Below are 17263 nucleotides of genomic sequence, written 5' to 3' on the forward strand. Positions count from 1 at the left end.
AAAAATGGAGGAAATTAAAATGGAATTGCTCACACGAACTAGAAAAATCAATGCCATGCTGCAAAAATCAGCAGGCAAACCAGTAAACTTTACAGAAATGGCAGCATCACTAAGAGATGTTATCGCAGCGAATGTATTTGTAGTAAGTCGTAGAGGTAAGCTGCTCGGTTTTGCAATTAACCAGGAAATTGAAAATGAGCGTATGACAAAGATGCTTGAAGATCGTCAATTCCCTGAAAACTACACAGAAGACCTTTTCTCTGTCCATGAAACAACTGCAAATCTCGATATAGAGAATCGTCACACTGTTTTCCCTATTGAAAACCGCGAGCTTTTCAAAAATTCATTGACTACTATTGTTCCAATTATTGGTGGCGGTGAACGTCTTGGTACGCTGATTTTGGGCCGTCTAAATGACAGCTTTGAAGAGGACGATCTTATTCTGGCTGAATACGGTGCTACAGTTGTAGGCATGGAAATTCTTCAAGAAAAAGCTGCTGAAATTGAAACAGAGGCACGTAGCAAGGCAGTTGTACAAATGGCAATTGGTTCCCTCTCTTATAGTGAGCTTGAAGCGATTGACCATATTTTTGAAGAGTTGAACGGTAAGGAAGGTTTGCTTGTTGCAAGTAAAATTGCTGACCGTGTAGGGATTACTCGCTCTGTGATTGTTAACGCACTTCGCAAACTTGAAAGTGCCGGTGTGATTGAATCACGCTCGCTAGGAATGAAAGGTACTTACATTAAAGTGTTGAATGACAAATTCCTCGTAGAATTAGAAAAACTTCGTTCAAAATAATGACAAAAACTCCGCATAGGAAAATATGCGGAGTTTTTTATTTTTATATCTTTATGTTATTGAGTCATAAATTGGTATATTATAATAGTACCTAGTGTTAGTAAAAAATCCCTAAGAAATAAAGGGCAAAACTTGCAACAAATGTAGAAAAATCTGATGCATCTTTATAAATTAGATGATATAGTATCTATGGACTTGTTATTCATTTTTTTGTGTGGGTATATGGTAAGTGGACTTATTAAATTTGGAAATTCTAAAGGAAAATTACTGAGTTTTGAAGAATTAATAACTATATAGGGAATTTAGGTTCAGGACTAAGGGTGGTAATGATTATGGATTTATTTAGCGGAACAATCCAAAAACTGCAGAATTCACTCGATTATTCGGCAGCGCGAAACAACGCAATAAGCAATAATATTGCAAATGTCGACACGCCGGGTTATAAGGCGAAAGATGTCGCTTTTAAGGATGTACTAAAAGGTGAACTAGACTCGATTTCTGCTAAGAGGACGGATTCAAGGCATTTTCAATTCAGCAACACAGAGCTTGAAGGGTATCGGACTTTCCAAAAAAATGGATCTATGTATAACAATAATGAGAATAATGTGGATATAGACAAAGAAATGACAGAGTTGGCGAAGAACCAAATATATTATCAAACATTGGTAGATCGGATTAGCGGCAAGTTTAAATCAATGCAAAACGTATTGAGAGGTGGAAACTGATCATGTCGATTTTTGGAGGTATTAATACAAGTGCCAGTGCATTGACGGCCCAAAGACTCAGGATGGATGTCGTTTCTTCAAACTTAGCGAACGCAAATACAACTCGAGCTACTAAGGCGGAAGACGGAACAGCAATTCCTTATCGCAGAAAAATGGTAGCTTTAGCACCAACAGAACAGAGCTTCAGTTCTTATTTAAATAGAGCAAAAGGAGCCAGCACAGGAACACAGGGTGTAAAAGCGACAAGAATAAAAGAGGACGAGACACCATTTAAACTGGTATACAACCCCGGCCATCCTGATGCAAATGCTGACGGATATGTCGAAATGCCGAATGTGGATCCACTAAAGGAAATGGTGGACCTTATGAGTGCAACTCGTTCCTATGAGGCAAATGTCACGGCAATGAATGCAACTAAAGGAATGCTGATGAAAGCTTTGGAAATAGGGAAGTAATACTGTGAAACAATGAAATTAGAAAGGTGGATTAAATTGATTCAATCTGTATTGAATGAGGGTGTAACAGGAATTCAGCCTGGGGGTATAAATGGTAGTTCAAAAGTTAAATCTGGAGGTTCAGATTTTGGACAAATGCTTAAATCTGCCATTGAAAAGGTAAATGATGCACAAACAGAATCAGATATGAAAACAGAAGCTTTTGCCAGTGGCAAAATTGAAAATCTGCATGATGTCATGATTGCTTCCCAAAAAGCGAGCATCATGATGGAAACGGCAGTACAAATGCAGAAAAAAGCAATTGACGCCTACAATGAAATTATGAGAATGCAAGTATAATGTCTGCAAAGTGCCAGTTGCAATCAGCCTGGCCATACATAGCAGAGAGTTTGACCAAATAAGCAGCATTGCCTAGTTTCACGGAGGGAACCAATGAAAGAGAAGCTGATATTATACAAAAATAAATTAAAAGATATATGGACAAATCGCTCCAAAGGACAAAAAACTGCGATAATTGCGTCCGGCCTCCTCGCATTGCTGCTGATTGGCGTGCTGGTCTGGGTCTCCGGCAGATCTACATATGTACCGTTGTACAGTAATTTAACTGTGCAAGAGGTAAGTCAGATCAAGACGGAGCTCGATACTCGAGGGATTCCATATGAGATTAAGGATAACGGCGCAACAATAAATGTACCTGAGGAAAATGCTGATTCGTTGCTTGTAGACCTTGCAGGTCAGGGGATTCCAGATAGCGGTAATATTGATTACTCATTTTTTAGTGAAAATGCCTCTTGGGGCATTACAGACAATGAATTTGACATGATGAAACTCGACGCAACACAAACGGAATTATCAAATCTTATAAAACAGATTGATGGTATACATGATGCGAAAGTCATGATCAATATGCCAAAAGAAGCGCTTTATGTTTCGGACAAAGGGGAAGAAGCGAGCGCTAGTATTGTTTTAAATACAAAGCCTGGATACCAATTCAAGGGAAATCAGGTGGACGCTTTATACCATCTTGTATCAAAGGCTGTTCCAAACCTTCCTGAAGATAATATCGTCATTATGAACCAATATTTTGAGTACTTTGATCAAAACTCTTCGGAAAAAGGTGATTTTTCGGATTATGCAAGTCAACAAGCTGTGAAACGAGATATAGAACGTGATATTCAGCGACGTTTACAGCAGATGGTTGGAGCTATGGTCGGGCAGGAGAAAGCGATCGTTTCGGTAACAGCTGATGTAGACTTTACAAAAGAGAACCGTAAAGAAGATCTGATCGAGCCTGTAGATGTTGAGAACATGGAAGGTCTTCCTGTAAGCATTGAAACAGTTAACGAGACTTATACAGGCAAGCCGCCTGCTGGTGGAGTAGCTGGTACAGGTGAGGAAGATGTTCCAGGATATCAAGGTACTGACCAAGACGGCAACGGGGATTATAAACTTGTAAAAGAAACTGTGAACAACGAGTTTAATAAGATACGCAAAGATATCGTTGAGAGTCCATATAAAATAAGGGATCTTGGCATTCAAGTCGCAATCGATAATATTGTTAAAAAAGATGGCGATAAAGTCCAGACTCTAAGCACACAAGAACAGTCGAATGTTGAAAATGGATTGAATTCTATTTTGAATTCGATGATAACTACCTCCATAGATAAAGAATATGGGGAAGTGGATCCGACGGATAAGGTTTCAATTGTATTTGAACCATTCAATGGAACACCGGAGAATGCAGTACCAGAAGCTAAAGGTGTACCGATGTGGATGTATATAACAGGTGGGATTCTCCTCGCGGCAATCATTGTCGGTATTATTCTCTATATGAGAAAAAGAAGAAATGAAGAGGAAGAATATTACGAGGAAGATGAATATTTGGAAACAATTCCAGGTGAAGAAGAAGTTCCTGATATTCGGCCTGAAGAAACAGAGGCAGCTGCAAAGCGTAAACAGCTGGAAAAGATGGCTAAAGAAAAACCTGAGGAATTCTCTAAGCTTCTAAGAAGCTGGATTTCGGAAGATTAAGGGGGACTTGCAGTGGCTAGACAGAAAAAAGGACTGACAGGTAAGCAGAAAGCAGCAATTCTGCTAATCTCCCTTGGTCCCGATGTATCAGCTCAAGTATATAAACATTTGACAGACGAGGAAATCGAGAAGCTAAGTCTTGAAATTTCCTCGGTAAAAAAGGTAGAAAGTGAACTGAAGGAAGAAGTGCTTGACCAATTTCATCAAATTGCGCTGGCTCAGGATTATATTTCACAGGGCGGTGTAGGATACGCGAAGACGGTCCTAGAGAAAGCATTCGGGAAGCAGGAAGCAACAAATATTATTAACAGGCTTACATCTTCATTGCAAGTGAGGCCATTTGACTTTGCTAGAAAGGCAGACCCGCAACAGGTACTGAACTTTATTCAGAATGAGCATCCGCAAACTATTGCACTCGTTCTATCATACTTGGATCCCGAACAAGCAGGTCAGATTTTGTCGGCCTTGCCTCAGGAAAGGCAGGCTGAGGTAGCGAAGCGTATTGCAACAATGGATTCAACTTCGCCCGATATCATCACGCAAGTTGAGCAAGTATTGGAGAAACATCTGTCTTCATCCATCACTGAGGACTACACACAAACTGGAGGTATCCAGGCGGTAGTTGAGGTCCTGAATGGAGTAGACAGGAGTACAGAGAGAACAATTCTAGATGATTTGGAGCACCAGGATCCGGAATTGGCAGAAGAAATCAAAAAGAGAATGTTTGTCTTTGAAGACATTGTTATTCTTGATAACCGAGCAATTCAAAGGGTTATCCGTGAAGTTGATGGAGAAGACCTACGTCTTGCCCTTAAAGTTGCCAGTGAAGAGGTTAAGGAAATCGTCTTCAATAATATGTCGTCACGTATGGCTGAAACTTACAAGGAAGAGATGGAATTTATGGGTCCTGTCCGCTTGAAAGATGTTGAGGAGGCCCAAACAAGAATTGTATCTGTAATTAGAAGATTGGAAGAGACTGGTGAAATCGTCATTGCACGTGGTGGAGGAGACGATATTATTGTCTAGGAAATATGAGGGCGAACGTCTCATTGAATTAAGACCAATTGAAAGATATGTTCCCAAAGAGCCGATTGATGAAGAAGCATTTGAAAGAAATGTCGAAAGTGCCGAATCCCGTCTGAAGGCTGCCGAAGATCAGTTAGGTGAATTGCACCGCAAAAAAATAGAATTGCAAGAACAGACAGAAGCAGAAATCGCTGAAGCAAGAAGCGGCTGGGAGTCCGAACGCGCGAGTTATGTAGAAGCGGCACGACAGGAAGGCTTTGAAGTCGGCTTAAAAGAAGGCAGACAAGAGGGACGATCAGAGTATGATGACCTCATCGAAAGAGTGAACACAATACTTGGAGCGGCTCAGAAGGACTATGAAGTCACAATAGAAAAAAGCGATCATGCTATTATAGAACTAGCAATTGCAACTGCTCAAAAAATTATGAATAGCAAGCTTGAGGAAGAACCAGATAAGTTTGCTGTTATAGTATCAGCTGCGATTCAGGAAATAAAAGATCGGGGCACTATAACAATTAATCTGAATCCAACGAACTATGAGGCGGTTCTTAATCAAAAAGAGGAATTAGAACGGCTACTTACCCATGATGCGCAATTGCAAATCTATCTGAATGAAGAAATTACCGAAAATGGTTGTGTCATCGAGCATGCATATGGGCAAATAGATGCGAGTATTGATACCCAGCTCAAAGAAATTCGGGATATTCTTCATGAACTTGCATTGGAGAGAAGACAATGAACAGCCAAGTCTTTTTTGACGCTATTTCTCAAGCAGACCCTTATAAACGCTATGGAAAAGTTCAGCAAGTTGTTGGCCTTATGGTTGAGTCGGAAGGACCTGCAGCGAATATCGGGGAAGTGTGTTTAATACATTCTTCAGTAAACCATAAAGAACCAGTTTTATCCGAAGTTGTCGGATTCAATAAGGAAAAAATAATTCTTATGCCCTATGGAGAAATTAATGAAATTGGTCCTGGTTGCCTTGTTGAGGCTACCGGGAAACCACTCACTGTCAAAATTGGCCGAGGATTAATCGGCAAAGTTGTTGATCCATTGGGGAAAACATTGGATCAATCCAAACTGCCGAAAGGGCTGACGAAGTTTCTTACTGAGCAAGCTCCGCCAAATCCTATGGAACGGCCCCGTATATTGGAACCATTTCAAGTCGGAGTCAAAGTAATAGACGCACTTCTGACAGTAGGCAAAGGGCAACGTGTAGGTATTTTTGCCGGGAGTGGCGTGGGTAAAAGTACATTGCTGGGTATGATTGCCCGTAATAGTGGAGCGGATATCAATGTAATTGCCTTGATCGGGGAACGGGGACGTGAAGTACGTGAATTTCTCGAAAAAGACTTGGGACCAGAAGGATTAAAAAAATCAATTGTAGTAGTTGCTACTTCTGACCAGCCTGCGCTGATGCGTATAAAAGGAGCATATACGGCAACGGCAATTAGTGAATATTTCCGTAACCAAGGCTTTCAGGTGAACCTAATGATGGATTCTGTAACGAGGGTAGCGATGGCTCAAAGGGAAGTAGGGCTTGCAACTGGGGAGCCGCCAACAACAAAGGGGTATACTCCTTCTGTATTTTCCATATTGCCAAAATTACTGGAAAGAACAGGGACCAGTGATAAAGGGACGATAACAGCCTTTTATACAGTACTTGTTGATGGAGATGATATGAATGAGCCGATCGCTGACACAGTACGAGGCATTTTAGATGGTCACTTTGTACTGGATCGAAAGTTGGCTGAGCAGGGACATTTTCCTGCGCTAAATGTGTTAAAATCTATAAGTAGGGTAATGAACCAAATTGTGGATCAGGAACACTTACAAGCTGCTCAGCAAATCAGAGCGATCATGTCACTCTATGAAGAGAACAGTGAGCTAATTCACATCGGGGCTTATAAAAAAGGAACAGATCCGGAGATAGACAGAGCAATTGAATATTACCCATCTGTAAAAAGGTTGTTGCAGCAACATGTAACAGAAAGTGTTACGTATGAAGAAACAGTTCAACAGATGGAAATGTTATTGAATGGGAGTGCTGTGTAAATGTCAGGAGTTGCATCACTGTCCAAGATTCTGAACGTCCGTGAACAGGAAAAGAAAAGTGCTGAGAAAGACTACCGTACTTCAATGAATATTTTTGAGAGTGTCGCCATGAAATTATATGAGGCACTTAAGAAAAAAGAAAATGCTGAAAATGCTTATGAATCTTATCTACAAGAAGTAACTCCTATCGATGTTATCAAAGAGCAAGTAGCATATATAGAAATATTGAATAAGCAAATTGTTCATTTGCAAAAGGAAGTTCAGCAAGCGCGAACTGCCATGGAAATCAGACAGGATAAACTGGCAGACGCTCATATTGAAGTAAAAAAATTTGAGAAAATCATTGAGCACCGTCAGCAGGAAAAAGAAGAAATGATTAAAAAAGAGGAAAAAGCAATGATGGACGAAATTTCGATCCAGCAATACTTAAGCTACAAGAATAGGTGATTTGAATGGCCAAACAAAACCATGAAGAAAAGACAAAAATGAATCCCATTCTTTGGTTCTTTTTCGCTATCGTCATTCCATTGGCCGTCGCTCTGACAATTACTGTCGTTGTCCTTGCAATTGCTGGAGTTGATGTTGCCAGCTGGGCAAAAGACAAAGCATCGAACATTCCAGGTGTTTCTTCGATGATAAATAAAGAAACAAAAACGGCTGGTAAAGAAGCAACTAGTGATGAACTGAATGACCGTTTAAAAGCAAAGGATGAACAGATTAATAAGTTGAAAGACCAGATTGATGAGCTTGAAGGTACAGTCGATAGTTTAGAACAAGATATCGCTAAACAGAAGAACAAAGATAAAAGTGAAAAGAATGCAGAGAAGAAACAAGCTGTAAATGGAAGTGTTGCAGGAGCAACGGGTACAGGTCAACAAGAAACAGAACAGAATGACCCTGTGAAGAAAATGGCAAGCTCATTTAAAAAGATGGATCCCGCACAAGCTGCATTAATTGTCCAAGATCTTTCTAACGACATGGCAATTGATCTCATGAACGAACTTTCGACTCAGACAAGAGGACAAGTTTTACAGGAGATGGATCCTAAAAAGGCTGCTGATCTGACTGAACGCCTCATCAAGAAAAATACAGCTGCACAGGAAAGCACCCCCTAAGGAGGTGAGAAAATGCAAGTTATCGGAAATAGTACAAGCATGCCGGGTAATTTTTCCGGGATTTCCAACTCAAAAAGTGGTATAAATGACTTATCAGGAATTTGTCCTGGTAATCCTTTTCAGGAAATTTTACAAACTACCGCTTCAAAAGGGATGTCTATCAATCAAGCTATTGAAGTTGTTGATGATACCGAATTGGATTTATCGCAGGATCAACTGGAAGCATTAAAAGGAATACTTGAAAGCCTTGAAAAACTGGTGACATCTGATATACCTGGTGCAAATGAGCTTAAAGAGGAGTTTGAGGAGGAAATAGAATCGGGACTAATGGTCTTTCCTGATGGTTTGGAAAAACTAGATATCCCCAACTTATTGAATCAATTGCAGAATCTAAATGAAGTACTCCAAAATTTTTTAGCCGGTGAAATTACAGCTGGTGAGAGTTCTGAAGAAGAGTTATTGACTAAGGTTGAAAAGGTATCCGATGAACTGCAATCCCTTTTAAACAACATGCAAGGGGATAAGTTTTTAAACATTCAATCAACTAAGCTAGATGTCAATATGGATTATCAGACAAAAACAGATTTAACTGTAATTAAAAAGCTTAATGCTCAGAGGAACGATCTAATAGAAGAAATTCAGTCTCTAATGGCTAAAGCTTCAGATGCTACTGATCCAGCTAAAATCGCTCCGAAAGTCCTTAAGCTGTTAGAACAGTGGGGAGCGCTTGGAAAGCAACTTGAAAAATTAAATAGCAATTCAACAAGCCAAGGCTCACAGTCTGCTAAGCAACTAAGTCCTGAAGTGGATTCGATTTGGAAAACACTTGCTGAAACGTACCAAAAGCGCACAACAATGGCAGACAAGCGTGTTTACAACACAGTGTCAAAGGTTACATCAGCCGATGTCGCCAAATGGATTAGTAACGCGGTTGAGGCGAACAATCAGCTCTCAACTGTTTCTGGAACTGCGATGCCGATGCATAAACTTGAGCAATTGGCAATCCATCTGACACCGTTACAATCGAATCAGCAGCAGAGTGAACAGTTTACTTCACAGTTTGCACGTATTATTGATACGAGCCGGTTCATGCAAAACGGCATTAACGGCAAACCTTTGACCATTTCGCTTAACCCAGGAAATCTTGGTGAAATAATTGTGAAAATGCAACGAGTGAATGGTGAATTGATGGTAAAACTTTTTGTTCAATCACCAGAGGCTAAACAATTGCTTGAGTCTAATCTAGGACAACTGCGTCATATGTTCAGTCCACATCAAGTTGCGGTCGAACGTCAAGATGCTCAACAAGCAACATCTGCTCAGAATGCTCAGCAGAACGAACAGGGATTCCGCCAAGATGCTAGAGACCAAGAACATCAGAATAGACAAAGAAAAGCGAACGACCAACCTTCTGATGAATTGGAAGAAGCAAGCTTCAGCGAACTCTTGATGAATGCGAAAGTGTAGGTGATCGTCTTTGACAACAATTGATCCGTCAATGTATTTGCAAAGCAGTCAGGCTAATAAACGAAGCACTCCAGGTACCGAAATGGGTAAAGACCAGTTCCTGCAACTTCTTGTTACTCAGTTGCAGAACCAGGATCCTCTAAATCCGATGGAAGATAAAGATTTCATGGCTCAGATGGCGCAGTTTTCTTCTTTGGAACAAATGATGAACATGACTAAGTCCATTGACACACTTGTTCAGAGCCAGCTTGTGTCTCCTGTTATCCAGTATAGTCACATGATTGGCAAATATGTAAGTTACGATATTAAAGATGACAAAACGGGAGCGGTCACTGAATCGAAAAACGGGAAAGTGGTCGCGGTTAGCCAAAAAGATGGCTGGGCTATTCTTGAACTTGATAACGGTGAAAAAGTATATGCTGATGCCATTACAAGTGCTAGTGATAAGGAAAATGCTGGCAATTCTGATGGAGAAGTGAAAGGAACGCCACCTACTAAAGGAAAGGATGAAGAAGCGACATAAGAAGGAAGTGAAGAAATGGATTTGCGCATGCAGCAAATTGTGGGAACACAGGAGCTTCAGAAAAAAAGCTTATTGCCGAGCAAACCTAAGAAGAATCAGGTCGTTGGTAAATTCGCAGAAATTCTTAGCAATGCTGAAAAACCAAAAATTAGCAAACATGCGGAACTGCGCATGAAAGAGAGAAACATCAGGTTTGATGAAAAAAAGTGGGATGAGATTGCGTCCAAGATGAAAGAAGCAAAGGCAAAAGGTGTTACAGATTCACTCGTGCTAACAGATAATGCTGCACTCATTGCGAGTGTTAAAAATCATACGATCATTACAGCAATGGATAGAAGTGAAGCGGATAGCCAAGTGTTTACAAATATTAACGGTACGATTGTGATGAAATAAAGAGAGGCCGGACCCGGATAGGGAAGCCAAAAAGCAGCCGACTGATTGACGCTGCCTATACTAAAAACCAAAGGGGACTTTTTAAATGCTACGTTCTATGTACTCAGGAATCTCAGGCATGAAGAACTTCCAAACTAAACTTGATGTTGTCGGTAACAACATTGCGAACGTGAATACGGCTGGGTTTAAGAAGGGCAGGATTGCTTTCCAAGATATGTTGAGTCAGACATCGCAGGGTGCCACTGCTCCTGGAGCAAATCGTGGTGGAATTAACCCAAAGCAAGTTGGAACAGGATCTAAAATAGGCTCGATTGATACAATTCATACTCAAGGTTTTATGCAAAATACCAATGAAACAAAGGATTTAATGATACAAGGTGATGGAATGTTTGTTGTTCAAAATGGTAACGAAAAGCTTTTGACACGATCAGGGAACTTTTCACTGGATAAAAACGGAGATTTAGTTACTGCCGACGGATACAATGTTTTAGATACAGCAGGACAGAAAATTAATATTCCTAATGGTGCGAAAAGCCTGAGCATTCAACAGAATGGATCAGTCAGTTATATTACTGATGTCAACGGAACAAGCACTGCAGTGAGCAATCAAAAAATTGGACTTTTCTTAGTTACAAATCCAGGAGGACTAGAGAAATTAGGTAGTAACTTATATAGAACTACTGCTAACTCAGGGGGAGCTATAGGAGCTACTTTAACAGAGCCAGGAAATGGTGGTGCGGGTGAGATTATTTCCGGTGCACTCGAAATGTCCAATGTCGACCTTTCCGAGGAATTTACTGAAATGATTACAGCTCAGCGCGGTTTCCAGGCGAATACTCGCATCATCACAACGTCCGATGAAATTCTTCAGGAGCTTGTTAATCTAAAACGATAAGGGGGATAGGTGGCGTGTAATCTGAACGCGTCACCGCAATTCCTATGATTTCATTGAATAGATTAAATGGTGATGCCTTTACGCTGAATGTATTGCTTATTGAGCAGATCCAGTCTTTTCCAGATACAACAATCACCCTTTCTAATGGTAAGAAATTCGTTGTGCGCAATACCGAGGCTGAAGTGATCCAGCGAGCTATGGCTTTTTATCAAAGAATCGGTTTGGGCGGTATTCATACATTCGAGGCAGGTGACACAGATGAATAAGACAATTAAAATGATGGTAATTATGCTTGTCGTAATGCTCCTTGGTGGGACGATCACCACTGTCATTTTCCTCAACATTAGTGGAAAAGACGGGAAAGAAGCTAAGGCGTCCATTTCGGATATGGTGGAATATTCATACGAAACTCCGGAAATGACAACAGATCTTGATGATGGAAGTTTCGTGAAAATCCAATTCCGCATTATTACAGACGGAAAAGGGGCTCGTAAGGAAATTGAGCAACGTGAATTTCAAATTAAGAATATTCTAATCAAAGAACTTGGTACCATGAATGAAAAGCAGTTTAAATCAGGCTTGCCAGAACTTGAGAATAAAATGAAAATCAAGCTAAATGAAGTAATGCAAGAAGGAAAAGTAACAGATGTATATACAGTTAACAAGATTTTGCAGTAAAATGATTTAAGAAGAAACAGGCTCCATTCCGGAGGTGAGTCCAATTTGGTAGATGAAGTACTCTCGCAAAATGAAATTGATGCCCTCTTATCCGCAATCACGTCTGGAGAAATGGATGCAGAAGAGCTGAAAAAGGAAGAAAGTGAGAAAAAGGTGCGTCTGTATGATTTTAAACGGGCGCTCCGCTTTTCAAAAGACCAGATTCGCGGGATTTCCAGAATACATGAAAATTATGCCCGGCTTCTGACAACGTTCTTCTCTGCTCAGCTCCGTACATATGTCAATATCAATGTCGTTTCGGTCGATCAGATTCCTTATGAAGAATTTATCCGATCTATACCGGAAATGACAGTGCTGAATGTCTACAGCTTAGAGCCTTTGGAAGGGCGCATTATTATGGAGGTCAATCCGAGCATTGCCTATGGGCTACTCGATCGGGTTCTTGGTGGTAAAGGGAACAGTATCAACAAAATTGACAATTTGACAGAAATCGAAACGATGCTCATGTCCCAACTGTTTGACAAGGCGATTGTCAATTTGCAGGAAGCGTGGGCGAACGTTGCGGATATTGATCCAGTATTGGAAGAATTTGAAGTGAACCCACAATTTCTTCAGCTTGTTTCACCGAATGAGACTGTTGTTGTTGTGTCACTTAATACGGAGATCGGTGAAACGAGCGGTATGATCAATATTTGTATCCCTCATATAGTACTTGAACCGATTATTTCAAAATTATCTGTTCATTATTGGATGCAGTCCAATACGCAACAGCGTGACCCAGAGGCTTATGATAAGCTTGAAAAGAGTCTTTATGAAGCAAATGTTGAAATGAAAGCAATTCTTGGTGAAACAGCTATTACAATTGATCAGTTTCTGAAACTCGGTCAGGATGATGTTATCATGCTGAATCAAAATGTTGGCGATCCACTTAAACTTGCTGTCAACAATGAAGTGAAATTCCATATCCAGCCAGGCAAACGAAAAAACAAAATGTCTGTGCAAATCCTGGAAGAGATAAAGGGGGGGCCTGAATATGATGGATGATGGAATGCTTTCCCAGGAGGAAATTGATGCGTTGCTTAATGCAACGAGCACGGACGACGATGAGCCTGCAGAAGAAGTAGGCGAAGTTGCAGATTCTATAAATCAGGAAGACTATCTGACTACTATTGAAGTTGATACTTTGGGTGAAATCGGGAATATCTCTTTTGGAAGCTCAGCTACTACGCTTTCCACTTTGCTGAATCAGAAGGTAGATATTACGACCCCTCAAGTAGCAGTTGTCCGAAAAACCGACCTGCTTACGGAATTTGAATTTGAAATGGTTAGTGTTGAAGTTAAATATATAGAGGGATTCACCGGTCAGAACGTCTTTGTAATCAAAGCGGAAGATGCTGCAATTATTTCCGACATCATGCTCGGCGGAGATGGTACGAATCCTGACTATAATATGACTGAAATCCATTTGAGTGCTGTCCAGGAAGCAATGAATCAAATGATGGGGGCAGCCGCAACAAGTATGTCGACAATTTTCAAAAAGAAAATCGACATTTCTCCACCGATTGTAGAAGTTGGCGAGAATGCCAAGCATACTAGTGCGAACTCAATAGACGAAGAAGTATTTGTACAAGTTTCATTCCAATTGAAGGTCGGAGACCTGATCGACTCGAATATAATGCAAATCATTCCCTTCCCATTCGCCAATGAACTTGTTGATGAACTACTTAATCCAAAAGACAGCAATTATGGGGAAGATCAAGCTGTTGACGAAATTGAGAAAGCCATAGCTGAAGAAGGACCGGCACCAGTGAACAATCAGGCTCAACTAGCCCCAACTAGTCCGGAAACCGCCCAACAGCCAGCAACACCAATGCAGCCGCAGCGCCCGGTTCAACAGCAGGCTGATCCGCAATTTCTTGGTGCTGTATCTTCGAATGATGCGCCAGTACAGCAAGCTGCTTTTGCGGAATTCCAGCAGGTCCCACAGATTCAGCCTCATGAACAGCGTAATCTCGGCATGCTGTTGGACATTCCTTTGAAAGTTACAGTAGAACTTGGTCGGACAGAACGAAGTATTAAAGATATACTTGATCTGTCTGCAGGCTCTATCATTGAATTGGATAAACTCGCTGGTGAACCAGTCGATGTTTTTGTCAATGAAAAGCTGATTGCTAAAGGCGAAGTAGTCGTTATCGAAGAGAACTTTGGAGTCCGTGTGACGGATATTCTTAGTACGACTGATCGAATCATGAAATTAAAATAACTTAAAAAAGAGAAAAAATACTAAAACGAGAAAGCAATCCTAGGAGGCGTTTTTATGTCAAACAATATTCTAGTAGTCGACGATGCAGCATTCATGCGCATGATGATCAAGGACATCCTTACGAAAAATGGTTATAACGTTGTAGGAGAAGCAGAAAATGGCCAACAAGCTGTTGAAAAATATGCTGAGCTAAATCCTGATCTTGTCACAATGGATATTACTATGCCGGAGATGGATGGCATTACAGCACTTAAAACAATTAAACAGACAAATCCTGATGCAAAAATTCTTATGTGTTCAGCGATGGGACAGCAGGCAATGGTTATTGATGCTATTCAAGCAGGTGCAAAAGACTTTATCGTAAAACCGTTTCAGGCTGATCGTGTACTTGAAGCAATTCAGAAAGCACTGAGCTAATTAAAGGATTGAGGATCATGAAGAAAAGAATGTGCTTTGGTATCCTAATGGCACTTCTTTTTCTTCTTTGCCTTCCATTACATCCAACTCTAGCAAAAGATGCGAATGTGAAAGACTGCTTTGAAGGAAAAGGAGACTGCTCTCAATTAGGCGGTAAAGTTCCGTCTGAGAAAGGAAAACCAGAAAAGAACTCGGATGAAACAGGAAATCAGCAGGCTAAAAAAGATGTTGATTCTATTTCCCCTGGTACAAGTCTTGTGAAAATGTTCTTGGCTCTCATAGTTATACTTGTTCTTATATACGGAACTTTAAAGTTTTTAAGCAGTCGTACCCGTTCATTTCAACAAAATAGAACAATGCAGAATCTTGGGGGCATTTCAGTTGGTCAGAATAAATCTGTACAGCTTGTCCGAATTGGCAATAAACTGTATATGATTGGAGTAGGAGATAACGTTGAACTACTTCAGGAAATAGAGGATGAAGATGTAAGGCAAGAAATGTTGCGAGAAGTGAATGATTCAATAAGTGGTGGAGCAAGCGAAATGTTCTCAAATCTTTTCGCAAAAAGTCCAACTTCAAGCAAGAATAAACTGAAAATAAATTTCATAACTGAGCTCGATCGGCTGAAAGCAAATCGAAATAAGCTAATCAGAAAAAGGGAAGAAGAGGAAGAGCGCCATGAATGATGTGATGAATATGTTTTCCAATACTGATCCATCTTCTGTCTCGACTTCTGTTAAACTTCTGCTGTTGCTTACAGTTCTTTCACTTGCTCCAAGCATTTTAATTTTAATGACTTGCTTTACAAGAATTATTGTCGTTCTCTCATTTGTAAGAACTTCCTTAGCAACACAGCAGATGCCACCTAATCAGGTTCTCGTTGGAATAGCATTGTTTTTAACTTTTTTCATTATGGCTCCGGTCTTTCATGACGTATATGATGATGCTTTGAAGCCACTGTTTGATGAAAAAATTACATTGGATGAGGCTTACGATAAGGCAAGTGTTCCAATGAAGGATTTCATGGCCAAGCATACAAGACAGAAGGACCTTTCATTGTTCTTGAATTACGCAAAGATAGAAAAGCCTGAATCAGTAAAGGAAATACCGCTTACAGCACTTGTACCAGCCTATGCAATAAGTGAGTTGAAAACGGCCTTTCAAATGGGCTTTATGATATTCATACCATTTTTGATTATTGATATGGCAGTTGCGAGTATCCTTATGTCTATGGGGATGATGATGCTTCCGCCAGTCATGATTTCTTTACCTTTTAAAATTCTATTATTCGTTATGGTAGATGGATGGTATCTCATCACCCACTCCATACTGGATGGATTCCAATAATGAAAGAGGTGTATGCCAATGAGTAGTGAATTTGTTCTATCCTTAGCCCAAAAAGGGGTCATGACAATTTTGCTGATCACGGGGCCGCTACTCATTCTGGCGCTTGCCGTCGGTCTGCTTGTCAGCATATTTCAGGCGACAACCCAGATTCAGGAACAAACACTCGCGTTTGTCCCAAAAATTGTCGCTGTGCTCGCTGGGCTGGTCTTTTTCGGGCCATGGATGCTTTCAAAAATGATTGAATTCACGTCTTCCATTTACCAGAATCTGAATCAGTTTGTAGGTTGAGCCGATGCTTCAAATGCTGAATCTATCAAGTTTACCGCTGTTTATGCTGGTACTGGTGCGGGTTTTGGCTTTTTTTGTAACACTGCCGCTTTTCTCGTACAGAACTTTATCAACACCATTTAAAATTGGTTTTGGATTCTTTCTGGCACTTATTATGGTGTCTACGATGGAAGCCCCAGAACTTGCATTTGATCTCCACTATTTGTTACTGATACTAAAGGAGATCTGCGTAGGACTTTTCACTGGACTTATTGCTTATATTATTTTGTCAGCAATTCAAATAGCAGGCGGTTTTATAGATTTTCAAATGGGCTTCGCTATTGCCAATGTAATTGATCCGCAGACAGGAGCACAAAGCCCGCTGACAGGTCAGTATTTCTATATTATTTCTTTGTTGTTTTTATTATCGGTTGATGCCCATCATTTGTTAATAGATGGAATCTATTATAGTTATCAGCTTATTCCAGCTGATAAACTCATTTCATTTGGACAACAGCCATTTGCAGATTTTGTAATCAATGTTTTTAGTCAAATGTTCTTAATAGCTTTTCAAATGTCATTGCCGATTGTTGGTTGTCTATTTTTAGTAGATTTGGCTCTTGGAATTATAGCAAAGACCGTACCCCAGATGAACGTTTTCGTTGTTGGGATGCCGCTAAAGATCTTTGTAAGTTTTGTCGCCATAGCCCTTTTCCTGACTTTGTACATTGGTTTGGCAAGAAGACTGTTTCATTATATGTTTGCGACACTTCATGGATTCATGCAATTGCTTGGAGGTGCCTGAAT

The 17263-nt window shown here is 40.4% G+C and carries 24 protein-coding genes; 23 read left to right on the forward strand and 1 reads right to left on the reverse strand.

The annotated features are described in order from the left end of the window. The first annotated feature begins 19 nt into the window (after window positions 1–19). The 9 genes from codY to fliJ all read left to right on the forward strand — a co-directional run bounded on the left by codY (window position 20) and on the right by fliJ (window position 7538). Window positions 20–799: a GTP-sensing pleiotropic transcriptional regulator CodY gene (gene codY, locus QR721_RS06005; protein WP_348029549.1), complete on the forward strand. Its 780-nt coding sequence runs from the start codon at window positions 20–22 to the stop codon at window positions 797–799. A 332-nt stretch (window positions 800–1131) separates the two neighbouring features. Beyond that, entirely contained in the window at window positions 1132–1524 is a 393-nt protein-coding gene (flgB, locus tag QR721_RS06010) for a flagellar basal body rod protein FlgB (RefSeq protein WP_348029550.1), read from the forward strand. Window positions 1525–1526: 2 nt separating this feature from the next. Further along, window positions 1527–1979, forward strand: coding sequence for a flagellar basal body rod protein FlgC (gene flgC, locus QR721_RS06015; protein WP_348029551.1), 453 nt, complete (start codon window positions 1527–1529; stop codon window positions 1977–1979). A gap of 36 nt (window positions 1980–2015) precedes the next feature. Further along, on the forward strand, window positions 2016–2318 hold the full coding sequence (fliE, locus tag QR721_RS06020) for a flagellar hook-basal body complex protein FliE (RefSeq protein WP_431189519.1): 303 nt from the start codon (window positions 2016–2018) through the stop codon (window positions 2316–2318). A 93-nt stretch (window positions 2319–2411) separates the two neighbouring features. After that, the gene (fliF, locus tag QR721_RS06025; protein ID WP_348029552.1) at window positions 2412–4010 is read left to right on the forward strand and encodes a flagellar basal-body MS-ring/collar protein FliF; all 1599 of its coding nucleotides are present in this window, start codon (window positions 2412–2414) and stop codon (window positions 4008–4010) included. A gap of 12 nt (window positions 4011–4022) precedes the next feature. Next, on the forward strand, window positions 4023–5036 hold the full coding sequence (gene fliG / locus QR721_RS06030; RefSeq protein ID WP_348029553.1) for a flagellar motor switch protein FliG: 1014 nt from the start codon (window positions 4023–4025) through the stop codon (window positions 5034–5036). Then, entirely contained in the window at window positions 5029–5775 is a 747-nt protein-coding gene (fliH, locus tag QR721_RS06035; protein ID WP_348029554.1) for a flagellar assembly protein FliH, read from the forward strand. The genes fliG and fliH overlap by 8 nt, the downstream gene beginning before the upstream one ends. Beyond that, entirely contained in the window at window positions 5772–7091 is a 1320-nt protein-coding gene (gene fliI / locus QR721_RS06040; protein ID WP_348029555.1) for a flagellar protein export ATPase FliI, read from the forward strand. Before fliH ends, fliI begins: the two co-directional genes overlap by 4 nt. Then, window positions 7092–7538, forward strand: coding sequence for a flagellar export protein FliJ (gene fliJ, locus QR721_RS06045; RefSeq protein WP_348029556.1), 447 nt, complete (start codon window positions 7092–7094; stop codon window positions 7536–7538). Here the strand turns inward: fliJ and QR721_RS13890 are convergent. Beyond that, window positions 7468–7890, reverse strand: a complete 423-nt coding sequence (locus tag QR721_RS13890) for a DUF3147 family protein (RefSeq protein WP_431189520.1) — start codon at window positions 7888–7890, stop codon at window positions 7468–7470. The two genes, fliJ and QR721_RS13890, sit on opposite strands and share 71 nt — an antisense overlap. Window positions 7891–7999: 109 nt before the next feature. On the opposite strand from QR721_RS13890, the gene QR721_RS13895 reads away from it, so the two are divergent. The 14 genes from QR721_RS13895 (at window position 8000) to fliR (ending at window position 17261) form a co-directional block, all read left to right on the forward strand. Continuing rightward, entirely contained in the window at window positions 8000–8206 is a 207-nt protein-coding gene (locus tag QR721_RS13895) for a magnesium transporter MgtE N-terminal domain-containing protein (protein WP_431189535.1), read from the forward strand. Between the two features lie 12 nt (window positions 8207–8218). Beyond that, window positions 8219–9673: a flagellar hook-length control protein FliK gene (locus QR721_RS06055; RefSeq protein ID WP_348029558.1), complete on the forward strand. Its 1455-nt coding sequence runs from the start codon at window positions 8219–8221 to the stop codon at window positions 9671–9673. A gap of 10 nt (window positions 9674–9683) precedes the next feature. Beyond that, window positions 9684–10196, forward strand: a complete 513-nt coding sequence (flgD, locus tag QR721_RS06060; RefSeq protein ID WP_348029559.1) for a flagellar hook assembly protein FlgD — start codon at window positions 9684–9686, stop codon at window positions 10194–10196. A 15-nt stretch (window positions 10197–10211) separates the two neighbouring features. After that, window positions 10212–10589, forward strand: a complete 378-nt coding sequence (locus QR721_RS06065) for a TIGR02530 family flagellar biosynthesis protein (RefSeq protein ID WP_348029560.1) — start codon at window positions 10212–10214, stop codon at window positions 10587–10589. A gap of 85 nt (window positions 10590–10674) precedes the next feature. Beyond that, a complete protein-coding gene (gene flgG / locus QR721_RS06070; RefSeq protein ID WP_348029561.1) occupies window positions 10675–11484 on the forward strand; it encodes a flagellar basal body rod protein FlgG in 810 nt (269 codons plus the stop codon). 44 nt (window positions 11485–11528) lie between these two features. Then, a complete protein-coding gene (locus QR721_RS06075; RefSeq protein ID WP_348029562.1) occupies window positions 11529–11750 on the forward strand; it encodes a flagellar FlbD family protein in 222 nt (73 codons plus the stop codon). Continuing rightward, a complete protein-coding gene (fliL, locus tag QR721_RS06080; RefSeq protein ID WP_348029563.1) occupies window positions 11743–12162 on the forward strand; it encodes a flagellar basal body-associated protein FliL in 420 nt (139 codons plus the stop codon). Before QR721_RS06075 ends, fliL begins: the two co-directional genes overlap by 8 nt. 45 nt (window positions 12163–12207) lie before the next feature. After that, on the forward strand, window positions 12208–13206 hold the full coding sequence (gene fliM, locus QR721_RS06085; protein WP_348029564.1) for a flagellar motor switch protein FliM: 999 nt from the start codon (window positions 12208–12210) through the stop codon (window positions 13204–13206). Continuing rightward, the gene (fliY, locus tag QR721_RS06090) at window positions 13196–14425 is read left to right on the forward strand and encodes a flagellar motor switch phosphatase FliY (RefSeq protein ID WP_348029565.1); all 1230 of its coding nucleotides are present in this window, start codon (window positions 13196–13198) and stop codon (window positions 14423–14425) included. The genes fliM and fliY overlap by 11 nt, the downstream gene beginning before the upstream one ends. Before the next feature lie 54 nt (window positions 14426–14479). After that, window positions 14480–14842, forward strand: coding sequence for a response regulator (locus QR721_RS06095; protein WP_348029566.1), 363 nt, complete (start codon window positions 14480–14482; stop codon window positions 14840–14842). Between the two features lie 17 nt (window positions 14843–14859). After that, window positions 14860–15528: a flagellar biosynthetic protein FliO gene (locus QR721_RS06100; RefSeq protein ID WP_348029567.1), complete on the forward strand. Its 669-nt coding sequence runs from the start codon at window positions 14860–14862 to the stop codon at window positions 15526–15528. Then, window positions 15521–16189: a flagellar type III secretion system pore protein FliP gene (gene fliP / locus QR721_RS06105; RefSeq protein WP_348029568.1), complete on the forward strand. Its 669-nt coding sequence runs from the start codon at window positions 15521–15523 to the stop codon at window positions 16187–16189. Before QR721_RS06100 ends, fliP begins: the two co-directional genes overlap by 8 nt. Before the next feature lie 18 nt (window positions 16190–16207). After that, a complete protein-coding gene (gene fliQ / locus QR721_RS06110) occupies window positions 16208–16477 on the forward strand; it encodes a flagellar biosynthesis protein FliQ (RefSeq protein WP_348029569.1) in 270 nt (89 codons plus the stop codon). A gap of 4 nt (window positions 16478–16481) precedes the next feature. Then, window positions 16482–17261 carry a flagellar biosynthetic protein FliR gene (fliR, locus tag QR721_RS06115; RefSeq protein ID WP_348029570.1) on the forward strand — a complete coding sequence of 260 codons (780 nt, stop codon included), beginning with the start codon at window positions 16482–16484 and terminating at the stop codon, window positions 17259–17261. Window positions 17262–17263: the final 2 nt, after the last annotated feature.

Source organism: Aciduricibacillus chroicocephali (assembly GCF_030762805.1).
Lineage (GTDB): Bacteria > Bacillota > Bacilli > Bacillales > Amphibacillaceae > Aciduricibacillus > Aciduricibacillus chroicocephali.

Coding starts and splice junctions, on each gene's coding strand:
- fliP (WP_348029568.1), top strand. CDS start 15,521: ATGAATGATGTGATGAATATGTTTTCCAATACTGATCCATCTTCTGTC.
- QR721_RS06095 (WP_348029566.1), top strand. CDS start 14,480: ATGTCAAACAATATTCTAGTAGTCGACGATGCAGCATTCATGCGCATG.
- fliJ (WP_348029556.1), top strand. CDS start 7,092: ATGTCAGGAGTTGCATCACTGTCCAAGATTCTGAACGTCCGTGAACAG.
- codY (WP_348029549.1), top strand. CDS start 20: ATGGAATTGCTCACACGAACTAGAAAAATCAATGCCATGCTGCAAAAA.
- flgG (WP_348029561.1), top strand. CDS start 10,675: ATGCTACGTTCTATGTACTCAGGAATCTCAGGCATGAAGAACTTCCAA.
- QR721_RS06075 (WP_348029562.1), top strand. CDS start 11,529: ATGATTTCATTGAATAGATTAAATGGTGATGCCTTTACGCTGAATGTA.
- fliY (WP_348029565.1), top strand. CDS start 13,196: ATGATGGATGATGGAATGCTTTCCCAGGAGGAAATTGATGCGTTGCTT.
- flgB (WP_348029550.1), top strand. CDS start 1,132: ATGGATTTATTTAGCGGAACAATCCAAAAACTGCAGAATTCACTCGAT.
- fliF (WP_348029552.1), top strand. CDS start 2,412: ATGAAAGAGAAGCTGATATTATACAAAAATAAATTAAAAGATATATGG.
- fliI (WP_348029555.1), top strand. CDS start 5,772: ATGAACAGCCAAGTCTTTTTTGACGCTATTTCTCAAGCAGACCCTTAT.
- fliR (WP_348029570.1), top strand. CDS start 16,482: ATGCTTCAAATGCTGAATCTATCAAGTTTACCGCTGTTTATGCTGGTA.
- QR721_RS06100 (WP_348029567.1), top strand. CDS start 14,860: ATGAAGAAAAGAATGTGCTTTGGTATCCTAATGGCACTTCTTTTTCTT.
- fliL (WP_348029563.1), top strand. CDS start 11,743: ATGAATAAGACAATTAAAATGATGGTAATTATGCTTGTCGTAATGCTC.
- QR721_RS13895 (WP_431189535.1), top strand. CDS start 8,000: ATGGCAAGCTCATTTAAAAAGATGGATCCCGCACAAGCTGCATTAATT.
- fliQ (WP_348029569.1), top strand. CDS start 16,208: ATGAGTAGTGAATTTGTTCTATCCTTAGCCCAAAAAGGGGTCATGACA.
- flgC (WP_348029551.1), top strand. CDS start 1,527: ATGTCGATTTTTGGAGGTATTAATACAAGTGCCAGTGCATTGACGGCC.
- QR721_RS06065 (WP_348029560.1), top strand. CDS start 10,212: ATGGATTTGCGCATGCAGCAAATTGTGGGAACACAGGAGCTTCAGAAA.
- QR721_RS06055 (WP_348029558.1), top strand. CDS start 8,219: ATGCAAGTTATCGGAAATAGTACAAGCATGCCGGGTAATTTTTCCGGG.